The following is a 12,217-nucleotide window of genomic DNA, read 5'->3' as shown; positions in this document are numbered from 1 at the left end:
CTTACATCTTTACTCACTATAATATTCACTGCTTCTCTACTGACATCCCTTTGTATACGAAAGAAAAGAGCCTTACTATAATAGTAAGGCTCTTTTTATCATCAATATGCTAGCCTTTTGAATAAGAACCATAGACAATATATGTCATTTGTTCTTGCTCATTAGCAAGTAAACAATTTATCCCTTAGAAGAACTTTATCTTATTCTACAGAGAAAATGAAAGAATATACAGGTTGATTTCCTTGATGAACTTCTACCTCTACATCTTCAAACTTCTCTTCTACAAATGCAACTAACTCTGCAACCTCTTCATCTGCTGCATCTTCACCTTGCAAGATCGTTACGATTTCAGAATCTTCATCAATCATACTTTCTAGCAATTGCTTCGCTGCACCTACTTTTTTAGCATTTGTAGATACAATCTTTCCATCTGCAATGCACATGAAATCATCTTTTTGAATTGATACGCCGTCAATTTCCGTATCACGAACTGCATACGTAATTTGACCTGTTTTCACATGCGTAAGCGCTTCTTTCATATTCTCTTCATTTTCTTCTAGCGTTCCAGCTGGGTTAAATGCTAACATAGCTGCCATCCCTTGCGGAACAGTTTTCGAACGCACTACAATAACTTCTTGATCAACAACAGAAGCAGCTTGTTCTGCAGCCATCACAATATTACCATTGTTCGGCAAAATGATAATTTTTTCAGCATTCGCTTCTTCAATTGCCTTCACGATGTCCTCCGTACTTGGATTCATCGTTTGACCACCTTCGATAACTTGCGTTGCACCAATGCTCTCGAATAAGTTCTTAATTCCAGATCCCATCGCTACAGTTACAATACCATATGGTTGTTTCTCTTTCACTGGAGTTACTTTTTCAGGCATTGTCGCTGGCTCATCTAATAAAGCAGTATGCTGTTCACGCATATTTTCTACTTTAATCTTGATTAAACTACCATAACGTTGACCATAGTTCATCGCATCTCCTGGATGCTCCGCATGAATATGAACTTTTACGATTTCATCGTCTGATACAACAAGTAGAGAATCTCCATATACGCTAATATCTTCACGGAATTTTTGTTCCGAGAAATTATGTTCCTTTACTTTTTCAGGCTCTAATTTCACCATAAATTCTGTACAATATCCGTATTTAATGTCTTCTGTACTCAATTGGCTTTGTACACTACGGTGATGCTCCGCACGTACCATTTCATTCATAGATGGTTGCGCTGGTACATCAGAAGAAATTGTTTCTCCTTTTAAATCAGCTAAAAAGCCTTCATATACAACTACAAGACCTTTACCACCGCTATCTACAACGCCAACTTGTTTTAATACAGGTAATAAATCTGGCGTACGATTTAACGATGCATTTGCTTCTTTTACAACGTCTTCCATAAACAAAACAAAGTCGCGCTGTTTTTTCGCAACTGTGACTGCATATTTACCCGTTTCTCTTGCAACTGTTAAAATCGTTCCTTCAATCGGCTTCATAACCGCTTTATACGCCGTTTCTACACCAGCTTCTAAAGCTGCTGCAAAATCAACTGTTGTTAATTCTTCTTTTTGCTCAATAGATTTAGAGAAGCCACGGAACAACTGGGATAAAATAACACCTGAGTTACCACGGGCTCCCATTAATAATCCTTTTGCTAAACTTACGCCGACTTTACCAGCATGCTGCGAAGGATTTGCTTTCACTTCACGCGCGCCTGAAGTCATTGATAAATTCATATTTGTACCGGTATCGCCATCTGGAACTGGAAAAACGTTTAATGCATCAACAAGCTGAACATTGTTTGTTAAATTATTCGCTCCTTGAATAATCATTTGTGATAAACGTTTCCCATCAATTTTTTGAATTGACACAGATTTTCCTCCTTAATGCACATTACAAGTTTATTACTTTAACTCCTTGTACGTAGATGTTTACAGAATCTACTGCTAGTCCTACCGTTTGGTCTAATGTATATTTTACTTTCGTTTGGACGTTATGTGCTACCTCTGAAATTTTTGTACCATAGCTCACAATGATATACATATCAATATGTACTTCATCTTCTTCTTTACGAACAATAACGCCTCTAGTGAAGTTTTCTTTTCGTAAAATTTCTGTTAATCCATCTTTTAATTGATTTTTTGAAGCCATACCAACGATACCGTAGCAATCTACAGCGGCACCTCCAGCAATCGTTGCAATTACATCTGTACTAATATCAATTTGACCGTACTTCGTTTTAATTTCAATTGACATCTCTTTTCCCCCTTCATAAATGGTGAAAGTGAGCTAGACTACTTTAATTACTATCATATAATCTTTTTAAAGAAAATTCCATCGTTCTTTCTTTTCGCTCTCATATTTTATAGTTATTATTACACTTTTCTACGATGAGCAAAATAGTCCATTGTTATTATACAACATGTACTACTATAATATGTCAAGTGATTTTTCTTGATTTCTACTTTTCTTTACTGAAGTTTAGTGTCAAGTAATTTTTCTTGATTTCTTTTTTATACACTGTTGCATTCTCTTTTTAGTTGTGTTAAATTATAGTAGTGTTTTTAGCATCGCATAAAAGACTAACATTGAAAAATTACGTATGGTAAGGTAGTTAAGGGAGGGAAATATAGATGGCTCGTGTTTGTGCTATTACTGGAAGAAAAGCTCGTTCTGGTAACTCTCGTTCTCACGCAATGAACGCTACAAAACGTAAATGGGGCGCTAACCTTCAAAAAGTTCGCGTACGCATCGACGGTAAAGTTCAACGTGTTTACGTTTCTGCTAGAGCATTAAAATCTGGCAAAATCGAACGTGTTTAATAATAAAAAAAAGAGCCACTAGGCTCTTTTTTTATTATCCTCATGAAAAAAGCACCATTAATGGTGCTTTTTTAGTCCTTTTTAAAGGTATTTAACACCGCGCGAACAATTCCACCAAGAAATTTAGGTAACTTAATTGTATAAAATCTCATGGTTTCCCTCCTAATCCCCATTACTCCACTTGTTTACTATATGATGCAAGTAGCAAAAGTGTTTCTTCAATCAGTGCTTCTTATCACCATTAATATGCCAGAAGTAAATGAAAAAGTACCTTTTTCCGCAATGAGTTCATTACTAATACAAAGCGTCGATCCCCATTCTATCGTTTTATCAGCAAGAGGATATTTAAAGCCTCGAAGTGTAATACCGTTTACAATTTCCGTAACAGGTACAAAAGATACATATGGAAATTGCTCCTTTTCTTCAATTATATATGTACCTACTTTTTTTACAGAGATTTCGTTTTTATGATCAACAATATACATTTCAGTATCCGCTTCCAGTCCTTTTAAAAGCATTTGTATATTCGCTAATCCGTGATCAAGCCTTCCACCTGTAGCTCCAAAAATACGAATCAATTTTGGTTTTTGCTCCAATGCCCAATGAATCGCAATTTCTAAATCCGTTTGATCTTTTTCACGAGGAACAATATGCAACTCATCTGTTTGCTTTTGCATCCACTCTAATTCTTCTTCTGTAACTGAATCATAGTCACCAAATGCAACAGTCGGCATGACCCCTCTTTGCAACAAACGATATACCCCTCGGTCAACCGCTGCCCATATCACTTCCTCATTTTCATATAAAGAGAAATCAGCACAGTATTCCTCAGGCCCTCCAGCTAAAATATGAATAATCATCTTTTCTTCCCCTTCTATAGAAAAAGGCAATCTGCCAGTCGGTAGATTGCCTTTTCACATTTTTCCCATTCTAACAGGTCATGAAAATTTTCTTACATCTATTCCTTATCCACGAATTACGCGAATTGCCTCACCGCGGTCTTTTTGATTGTATACTGCCGATCCAGCTACAAGAACATTTGCCCCTGCTTCTACACACAACCTCGCAGTCTCAGCATTTACACCACCATCAACTTCGATTTCTACTTGTAAATTACGCTCTTTGACCATTTCTGCAACTTGCTTAATTTTCGGTAATACAGAATGAATAAACTTCTGTCCACCGAAACCTGGATTTACTGTCATAAGCAATACCATATCAATATCTTCTAATACATTTTCGATCATTGAAACTGGTGTATGTGGATTTAATACAACTCCAGCTTTAATACCATGTGATTTAATTAATTGAATCGTACGATGTAAATGTGGGCAAGCTTCCACATGAACAGTAATAATATCCGCTCCAGCTTTTGCAAAAGTAGGGATATAGTTATCAGGGTGTTCAATCATTAAATGTACATCTAATGGTAACGATGTAATTGGACGAATTGCCTCTACAATTAATGGACCGATTGTAATGTTTGGAACAAAGTGTCCATCCATTACATCGACATGGATATAATCCGCTCCGCCTTTTTCTACATCTTTAATTTCTTCCCCTAATTTCGAAAAATCTGCTGATAAAATCGATGGTGCAATTTTAATCATAACTAATACCTCGGCTTTCTCTCTCTAATTTCTTCTACGAATTGTTTGTAATGTTCGTAACGGTAATGAGTTATCTTTCCTTCCTCAACCGCAGCTTTCACCGCACATTTCGGTTCCGAAAGATGTGTACACCCTCTAAATTTACAGTATTGACTCTCTTCTTTCAACTCTGGAAAACAATGTGTAAGATCTTCGACTTCTATATCAATAAAATCCAAGGAACTAAACCCTGGTGTATCTGCCACAAGCCCACTTCCAACCGCAATTAATTCTACGTGCCTTGTCGTATGCTTACCACGCCCTAAATGCGAAGAGATATCATTTGTTTTCAGCGCTAAATCTGGGCGTAATACGTTTAACATGGACGATTTTCCTACACCAGATTGTCCTGCAACCACTGATACACAGCCTTCTAAAAATGGTTTTAAAATATCAATACTTTCTGATGTGTTGATAGAAGTAAATAACACATCATATCCCATTTCACGATAATCCTTTGCATAAGATTCAACGGTTTCTCGCATTTTTTCACTAACTAAATCCATTTTACTAATACAAATAATCGGTTTAATGTTATGATATTCAATTAAAACTAGAAACCTATCTAACAATCCAGGGTTAAAATCTGGTTCAACTGCTGAGAAAACAAGGATTGCTTGATCAACATTGGCGATTGGCGGTCTAACAAGTTCATTCTTTCGCTCAAAAACCTCCAAAACATAACCTTCATTCGGATTCTCTGCTTGAAAAATCACTTGATCTCCTACAAGCGGTGTAATTTTATTTTTTCTGAATACACCACGACCACGGCATTGTGTAATACCACCTTCATGCTGCACATAATAAAAACCACTTAAAGCTTTTATAATTTTTCCTTCTGCCATATAACTCTCCTTTATTCTATATAAAGTGAAATGATTACCAGTGCCTAATTAAGTAGGGTTATATACTAGCCCTCTCTCAAAACCTTGAGGCGGAGCACTGAGATAAAATTGACTGTTTACCAGTTTAGATTACCCTTTATATACCTACTTCACCTTTAGGCTGTTCCTCTATTTCAAATCACAATTTCTCGTCCTTTTTCTGCCTATGTTAACAGCATAACAGGCACGAGCAACAAATTCCACTGTCCATACAAAGAAGGTGGAATCCACTAAATGGAGACACACCTTTACTCGGCCGGATATGGCACTTCTTTATCAATGATTGTTGTTCCATCTCGAACAATCTTATAATGTCCTTTTGTTCCTTCTTGAATCGCAAATTCTAAAGAAATAGTAGTTGATTCCGTTATCGTTCGTGTTTCAATCGGCTTATCCATTTTTTGCGCCATATCTTCTTTATAGATTTCTATTGTCTGCGGCTTTTTCTCCCCTTCTACAGGAGACTCATATGGGATTGAAATATTATCTACTTTTACAGTCTTCGTTACTTTCGGTTTTGGCCCATCTGATATAGTAACCGTTACTTTATCTCCTTCTTTTAACGGTGTTCCCGGTTTTGGTGATTGCGAAATCACTAAACCTTTCTCAACTGTATCCGAATAATCTCTTTTTATATTAGAGATCAGTTTATTTTCATTCAAATAGCTATTCACATAATTTTCGGTCCAACCCGAAAAATCACCAAGCCTAATTTGATAAGGACCCTTACTTATCCAAACTTTCACATCTTGCTCCGCTTCCACAATCATTTGATCAGCGGCTGGACTCTGGTCTAAGATTTGACCTTTCGGTTTATCGCTTTCAATATAGGATGGAACGATAATTTTATATTTTCCTTCTAATTCGTCCTTCAAACTCTCAAAATCTTTTCCGATTAAATTACTCATTTTGTTCTTTTTTTTCCCACCGGATTGATAGATTGTGATTTTAGAACTTTCCTTTACAACTCTTCCTGCTACTGGATTTGTTTTAATTACTTTCCCAGCTTCAACATCATCTGTATAAATAATGTTGGGCTCAGCAACTTCAAATCCTTTCTCAACAAGAGCATTAACAGCAGTCTCATACTTCATACCAGATACATCCGGGATTTTCACATCTTTTGGTATAAAGAATCCTGGAATTACAGTAAGAGCTAACGTTATACCAATTGCTAAAAGTACAAATGTTGTAATTAGTACTTTCAACCATTTATTACTTCGCTTTTTTTCCACCTTTGGTTTGGCTTCTTCATTTTTTATCTGTCCATCCGCTTTGTTTCCATTCAGTACAATTGTTTCATCACTTACATTTCCAAACAATTGCTCTTGTTGAATAATCGGAATGGCCTTCGTCGCTTCCATATCTTCCGGTATATAAAACGGTTGTTCATTAATACGTTCTGGATATAGTGCTGTTTCAACATCTCTCTTCATCGCATTAGCAGACTGATATCGATGAAATGGATCTTTTGCAGTTGCTTTTAAAATAATATTTTCTACACTTTGCGGAATATCTGGATTCCAGCGTTTTGGAGACGGTGTTTCATTCTGTAAATGTTTTAAGGCTATCGCAACTGCGGACTCCCCTGAAAATGGTTGTCGCCCTGTTAACAATTCAAACATAACAATACCTAGTGAATAAATGTCCGATTGTTTATTCGCTATCCCTCCGCGTGCCTGTTCTGGAGACAAATAATGAACCGAACCGAGCACTGAGTTCGTATGTGTTATCGTCGTTGCACTTGTAGCTGTCGCAATTCCAAAATCGGTTACTTTCACAACTCCATCATTCCGAATTAGAATGTTATGTGGCTTTATATCTCGATGTACAATTTCAAAATGATGAGCATGTGCCATTGCAGATGTTAACTGTTCCATAATATCAAGAGCTTCTCCTATAGGTAACATTCCACGCTGATTTATGTATTGCTTCAATGTTTGCCCAGGTACATACTCCATAACAAGATAATAAATCCCATCTTCTTCCCCAACATCATACATACTCACAATATTCGGATGCGACAACGTTGTAACAGATTGCGCTTCTCGATGGAAACGTTTAATAAACTCATCATTATTTGCATAATCGAGTCGTAATATTTTTACCGCTACATCCCGGCCCAGTATATCATCATGAGCCAAATATACATTGGCCATTCCTCCGCCACCAATCATTTTCAGTAGCTTGTAGCGGTCATTTAGGCGTTTTCCAATCAGCACGTTGTAATTCACCTACTTTCGTTTGCCGAACCCGTATAATCAACAATGACAAGGGTAATATTATCTTCTCCACCACGATCATTCGCAAGTTGAACAAGACACTCTCCCTTTGTCTCGAGTTGTTCGTTTAATAGCAAAATTTTTCGCATATCATCCATAGCAACTTTATTTGATAATCCGTCAGAGCAAAGAAGCAGTTGATCATTTTCTTCTAACACTAATGTTTTCACATCTAATCCAACTTTTTCTTCTGTTCCAAGCGCTCGTAAAAGCACATTCTTTTTTGGATGATATTCTGCATCTTCTTTTGAAATCTCACCATACCTCACCAGTTCATTTACAAGTGAATGATCTTCAGTTATAAGTGAAATCTCTCCATCTGATAACATGTAACAACGACTATCTCCTATATGTCCAATTGTTACAAATCCCGCCGTACAAATCGCAACAATAACAGTAGTTCCCATACCATTACATTCCGTATGCTTCTTCGAGTATTCGTATACTCTCTCGTTAATCATTTCAACATTTGTATGTAACCATTCTTCTGCTTTTTTTGGTGTATCCATATTATACGTTTGCTTCCAATAATCATGAAATAATTGAATGGCCATCGAGCTAGCAACATCGCCTGCTCGATGACCTCCCATTCCATCAGCTACTACAGCTAAAATATCTCCATCTAAATTATGAAAAACTCCTGCACTATCTTCATTATGTTGACGAACTTTACCTTTATCCGATAGAAACACGGCTTTCATCTTGTCACCTCGTCTCTTCTTTGCGCTCCTTTGCACGCAACTGACCGCAGGCAGCATCAATATCATGACCTTGTTCACGGCGAATCGTTACATTCACTCCACGGTCTTTTAGCGTTTTTTCAAATAAGAAAATTTGCTCACGTGGCGTTCTTACATAATCACGTTCTGGTACGTAGTTTACCGGAATTAAGTTCACATGACACTTTACACCTTTTAATAATTGAGCAAGTTCTTCAGCGTGCTCAACTTGGTCATTTTCTCCTCCAAATAAGCCATATTCAAATGTAATACGACGCCCCGTTCTATTTACATAATATTTAATAGCTTCCATTAAATCCGGCAATTTATAAGCACGGTTAATTGGCATTAATTTTGAACGTAATTCTGTATTTGGAGCGTGCAATGAAATCGCAAAATTAATTTGCAAATCTTCTTCAGCGAACTTATAAATTTTTGGGATAATTCCACTTGTTGAAACCGTCATATGACGTGCACCAATATGAATCCCTTTCTCATGGTTAATAATTCGTAAGAACGACATTAAATTATCGTAGTTATCAAACGGCTCACCAATACCCATTACAACAAGGGAACTCACGCGCTCTTCCGTTTCATCAAGCGCACGCTGCACTTCCACTACTTGTGCTACAATTTCCCCAGCTTCTAGATTTCGTTTTAAACCACCTAGTGTAGATGCACAAAACGTACATCCAATACGACATCCGACCTGCGTTGTTACACAAATGGAATTTCCATATTCATGTCGCATTAATACTGTTTCAATAGAATAACCATCGTATAGTTGGAATAAAAATTTAATCGTTCCATCTGAAGATGTTTGTTTTACTAACGTATTTAAAGTAGTTATATCAAAGGAATTCGACAATTTATCACGCAATCCTTTGGAAAGGTTTGTCATATCCTCATAATTTTTCACTCGTTTTTTATATAACCAATCAAAAATTTGACCTGCACGGAATTTCGGTTCCCCTTGTTCCTTTAACCAATCTTGCATTTCATGAAGTTGTAAAGAGTAAATAGATGGTTTTTTCGTTTCTAGATTTTTCTTTTGTTTTCTTACAGTCGTTTCCATGATGCTACACCTTCTTTCTTAAACAAGCAATATAAAAGCCATCTGTTGCAAAATAATGCGGTAAAATTTGTACTTGTCCTTCATTTATATAAGGACGTAACTTTTCTGGCATGCGCTCTTTTATAGTAGTATCCCATTCAAATTCAGGATGTTCTTGTAAAAATTGCTCTACTACTTGTTCATTCTCTATTTTTTCAATTGTACACGTACTATAAACAAGGCGACCACCTGCTTTTAACAGAGGAGCTACCTTTTCTAGTATCGATAGCTGAATTGTCGACAGTCTTTCACTATCTCCTTTTCCTTTACCTAATTTAATATCAGGTTTACGTCTAATTACACCAAACCCAGAGCAAGGTGCATCTACTAATATTTTATCAAAACTTTCATTTCCAAAATACTCTTGAACTTTTCTAGCATCAAGTGCCTTTGTTTCAACATTTTCTAGACCAAGGCGCTTCGCTTGTTGCTGAATTAAACGAACTTTATGTGGATGCAAATCAAGTGACATTACCTGTCCAGTTCCCTTTAAGCGTTCTGCAATATGTGTTGTTTTTCCGCCAGGTGCCGCGCAGCTATCTAGAACCATATCTCCTTCTTCTGGTTCTAGAGCGCGCGCAACAAGCATAGAGCTTTCATCTTGAATAGAAAGGAAGCCTTTTTGAAATGCTTCTGTATGTGCTACATTTCCTTTTTCAATTTGAATAGCATCTTCAGATAAATCTCCATGTTTTGCTTCTACTCCTTCATTTTGTAACAAGACCATCGCTTCTTCTACTGTTCCTTTATCAACATTTACACGCGCAGCTGAAACAGGTGGAATTAAGTTCACTTCACACATTTTTTTTGCTGTTTCTAAATCATACGCTGTCGTCCATTCTTGTACAAGCCACTCTGGATGACTCGTTGCAACAGCAAGACGTTTTATTGGATTTTGTATTTCCTCTAAAGCAGGCACACCTTCACGTTGAATGGAACGCAATACGCCGTTTACCATGCCTGCAATCCCTTTATGACCACGTTTTTTTGCGATTTCAACCGCTTCATGAATTACCGCTCTTTCTGGAACACGGTCTAAATATAACATTTGATATAAGGAAAGACGTAGTAAAACTTTCACCCATGCCTCTACCTTTTTTCTTAAAAATGGTTGTAAATAGTAATCAAGCGTATCTCGGCGTTGAATCGTTCCATATACAATTTCTGTTAATAGACCGATATCTTTTCGATCAATCGCGCTTTTTTCAATTAAATTATTTAAAAGCAAATTGCTATAAGCACCGCTTTTTTCTACTTGCATTAAACCATCAAGAGCTAACTCACGAACATTTTGTCTCATGCGTCTTCTCCTAACTTCGTACCAATTTCAAGTTTTGCTCCACGTAAAAATTGCGAACAACTCATACGTTTTTTACCAGATGGCTGCAACTCAGTAATTTTCACTCCAGTTTCATTTCCTGTCGCCACAACGAAACCATCTTCTTCAATTGCTACAATAGAACCCGCTTCAGCCTGCATGGTTAAAGGAACTTTTTCGCCCCACCATACTTTTACAACTTGTTCTGCTAAAGTTGTATAAGCAACTGGCCATGGATTTAAACCGCGAATATGATTGTAAACCTCTTCTCCTGTTTTCGTCCAATCAATCTTTTCTTGCTCACGTTTAATATTGTAAGCAAATGTTACTTTATCCTCATTCTGCTTAATCGGTTCTAACTTTCCTTGTATTAAAAGTGGAACTGTTTTCGATAATAAGTGTGCTCCTGCCTCACTCAATTTATCAAATAATGAGCCCGTTGTTTCTCGTTCTTCAATTTCCACTTCTACTTGCGTTAAAATATCACCAGCATCTAATTTTTCTACCATATACATAATTGTAATACCTGTTTTTTCTTTTCCTTGCATGATGGAATAATGAATTGGTGCACCACCACGAAGTTCTGGAAGTAATGAAGCATGAACATTAATGCATCCATACTTTGGTGCTTCTAAAATTTCGTTTGGTATAATTTGTCCGAACGCAGCTGTTACAATTAAGTCCGGCTCTAATGCCAATACTTTTTCATATTCATCTTTTTCACGAATTTTTAACGGTTGTAACACCGGGATACCATGTTTTTCCGCTTCAACCTTAACAGGTGTTGGTGTCATAACCTTTTTTCTACCTACTGGACGATCAGGCTGCGTTACAACACCAATTACATCATATCCATCCTCAATAAGACGACGAAGCACCGGTACAGAAAAGTCCGGTGTTCCCATAAATACTACTTTTATCATTCAAAAACCGCTCCTTTTACATCTCTTCTAATTCGTTTTCCTCATAATATCTGGTCACTTTTGATGTAAATAATACACCGTGCAAATGATCGATTTCATGTTGGATTGCGCGTGCTAGAAAATCATCTGCCTCTAATAAAAAGATTTTACCACGACGATTTTGCGCCCGTACCTTAATATACTCCGCACGTTCCACTTCACCATAAAGTCCCGGAAAGCTTAAGCAGCCTTCGGGACCTACTTGTTCACCGCGTTTTTCTAAAATAACCGGATTAATCAACTCGATTTTTCCCGTATCATCACCAATATCAACAACTGCCACTTGCAAACTTACGCCAACTTGTGGTGCCGCTAAACCAACACCATCTGCAACTAACATTGTTTCGTGCATATCTTTTAACAAATTCACTAACTTTTTATCAAAGTTCATTACCCGTTCACATGGGGTTTCTAATACTTCATCTGGATGCTTTACAATCTCTAAAACTGCCATATTTTCC

The 12,217-nt window shown here is 36.9% G+C and carries 13 protein-coding genes; 1 reads left to right on the top strand and 12 read right to left on the bottom strand.

What is annotated here, in order from left to right; genetic code table 11:
* Positions 1-200: 200 nt before the first annotated feature.
* Together KFD70_RS14265 and KFD70_RS14260 are read right to left on the bottom strand one after the other, a co-directional pair.
* Positions 201-1,877 (bottom strand): DAK2 domain-containing protein, encoded by a 1,677-nt coding sequence (locus tag KFD70_RS14265; RefSeq protein WP_336452023.1) that lies wholly within the window; start codon positions 1,875-1,877, stop codon positions 201-203.
* A gap of 22 nt (positions 1,878-1,899) precedes the next feature.
* Positions 1,900-2,262 (bottom strand): Asp23/Gls24 family envelope stress response protein, encoded by a 363-nt coding sequence (locus KFD70_RS14260; RefSeq protein WP_336452024.1) that lies wholly within the window; start codon positions 2,260-2,262, stop codon positions 1,900-1,902.
* Between the two features lie 377 nt (positions 2,263-2,639).
* On the opposite strand from KFD70_RS14260, the gene rpmB reads away from it, so the two are divergent.
* Positions 2,640-2,828: a 50S ribosomal protein L28 gene (gene rpmB / locus KFD70_RS14255; RefSeq protein WP_000124776.1), complete on the top strand. Its 189-nt coding sequence runs from the start codon at positions 2,640-2,642 to the stop codon at positions 2,826-2,828.
* 71 nt (positions 2,829-2,899) lie between these two features.
* On the opposite strand, the gene spoVM is transcribed toward rpmB, so the two are convergent.
* The 10 genes from spoVM to def all read right to left on the bottom strand — a co-directional run bounded on the left by spoVM (position 2,900) and on the right by def (position 12,210).
* Positions 2,900-2,980: a stage V sporulation protein SpoVM gene (gene spoVM, locus KFD70_RS14250; protein WP_001213600.1), complete on the bottom strand. Its 81-nt coding sequence runs from the start codon at positions 2,978-2,980 to the stop codon at positions 2,900-2,902.
* A 66-nt stretch (positions 2,981-3,046) separates the two neighbouring features.
* A complete protein-coding gene (locus tag KFD70_RS14245; protein WP_336452025.1) occupies positions 3,047-3,688 on the bottom strand; it encodes a thiamine diphosphokinase in 642 nt (213 codons plus the stop codon).
* 105 nt (positions 3,689-3,793) lie between these two features.
* A complete protein-coding gene (gene rpe, locus KFD70_RS14240; RefSeq protein WP_336452026.1) occupies positions 3,794-4,438 on the bottom strand; it encodes a ribulose-phosphate 3-epimerase in 645 nt (214 codons plus the stop codon).
* Positions 4,439-4,440: 2 nt separating this feature from the next.
* The gene (gene rsgA / locus KFD70_RS14235) at positions 4,441-5,322 is read right to left on the bottom strand and encodes a ribosome small subunit-dependent GTPase A (RefSeq protein WP_336452027.1); all 882 of its coding nucleotides are present in this window, start codon (positions 5,320-5,322) and stop codon (positions 4,441-4,443) included.
* 287 nt (positions 5,323-5,609) lie between these two features.
* Complete coding sequence (gene pknB, locus KFD70_RS14230; protein WP_336452028.1) at positions 5,610-7,583, bottom strand: Stk1 family PASTA domain-containing Ser/Thr kinase; 1,974 nt, start codon at positions 7,581-7,583, stop codon at positions 5,610-5,612.
* A gap of 8 nt (positions 7,584-7,591) precedes the next feature.
* Positions 7,592-8,344: a Stp1/IreP family PP2C-type Ser/Thr phosphatase gene (locus KFD70_RS14225; protein ID WP_336452029.1), complete on the bottom strand. Its 753-nt coding sequence runs from the start codon at positions 8,342-8,344 to the stop codon at positions 7,592-7,594.
* Between the two features lie 4 nt (positions 8,345-8,348).
* Complete coding sequence (gene rlmN / locus KFD70_RS14220; RefSeq protein ID WP_336452030.1) at positions 8,349-9,437, bottom strand: dual-specificity RNA methyltransferase RlmN; 1,089 nt, start codon at positions 9,435-9,437, stop codon at positions 8,349-8,351.
* Between the two features lie 4 nt (positions 9,438-9,441).
* Positions 9,442-10,776 carry a 16S rRNA (cytosine(967)-C(5))-methyltransferase RsmB gene (rsmB, locus tag KFD70_RS14215; protein WP_336452031.1) on the bottom strand — a complete coding sequence of 445 codons (1,335 nt, stop codon included), beginning with the start codon at positions 10,774-10,776 and terminating at the stop codon, positions 9,442-9,444.
* Entirely contained in the window at positions 10,773-11,717 is a 945-nt protein-coding gene (gene fmt, locus KFD70_RS14210; protein ID WP_336452032.1) for a methionyl-tRNA formyltransferase, read from the bottom strand. The genes rsmB and fmt overlap by 4 nt, the downstream gene beginning before the upstream one ends.
* Before the next feature lie 16 nt (positions 11,718-11,733).
* Positions 11,734-12,210, bottom strand: a complete 477-nt coding sequence (gene def, locus KFD70_RS14205; protein WP_003199655.1) for a peptide deformylase — start codon at positions 12,208-12,210, stop codon at positions 11,734-11,736.
* Positions 12,211-12,217 lie beyond the last annotated feature (7 nt).

This window comes from Bacillus pfraonensis (assembly GCF_050768835.1).
Taxonomy (GTDB): domain Bacteria; phylum Bacillota; class Bacilli; order Bacillales; family Bacillaceae_G; genus Bacillus_A; species Bacillus_A pfraonensis.
The sequence above is the reverse complement of the archived record's forward strand: the minus strand, read 5'-3'. Positions and strand labels throughout refer to the sequence as shown.

Excerpts from the sequence above, each read along its gene's own strand:
- rlmN (WP_336452030.1), bottom strand. The coding sequence starts at position 9,437 with ATGGAAACGACTGTAAGAAAACAAAAGAAAAATCTAGAAACGAAAAAA.
- KFD70_RS14260 (WP_336452024.1), bottom strand. The coding sequence starts at position 2,262 with ATGTCAATTGAAATTAAAACGAAGTACGGTCAAATTGATATTAGTACA.
- KFD70_RS14245 (WP_336452025.1), bottom strand. The coding sequence starts at position 3,688 with ATGATTATTCATATTTTAGCTGGAGGGCCTGAGGAATACTGTGCTGAT.
- rpe (WP_336452026.1), bottom strand. The coding sequence starts at position 4,438 with ATGATTAAAATTGCACCATCGATTTTATCAGCAGATTTTTCGAAATTA.
- rpmB (WP_000124776.1), top strand. The coding sequence starts at position 2,640 with ATGGCTCGTGTTTGTGCTATTACTGGAAGAAAAGCTCGTTCTGGTAAC.
- rsgA (WP_336452027.1), bottom strand. The coding sequence starts at position 5,322 with ATGGCAGAAGGAAAAATTATAAAAGCTTTAAGTGGTTTTTATTATGTG.
- fmt (WP_336452032.1), bottom strand. The coding sequence starts at position 11,717 with ATGATAAAAGTAGTATTTATGGGAACACCGGACTTTTCTGTACCGGTG.
- spoVM (WP_001213600.1), bottom strand. The coding sequence starts at position 2,980 with ATGAGATTTTATACAATTAAGTTACCTAAATTTCTTGGTGGAATTGTT.
- KFD70_RS14225 (WP_336452029.1), bottom strand. The coding sequence starts at position 8,344 with ATGAAAGCCGTGTTTCTATCGGATAAAGGTAAAGTTCGTCAACATAAT.
- rsmB (WP_336452031.1), bottom strand. The coding sequence starts at position 10,776 with ATGAGACAAAATGTTCGTGAGTTAGCTCTTGATGGTTTAATGCAAGTA.
- def (WP_003199655.1), bottom strand. The coding sequence starts at position 12,210 with ATGGCAGTTTTAGAGATTGTAAAGCATCCAGATGAAGTATTAGAAACC.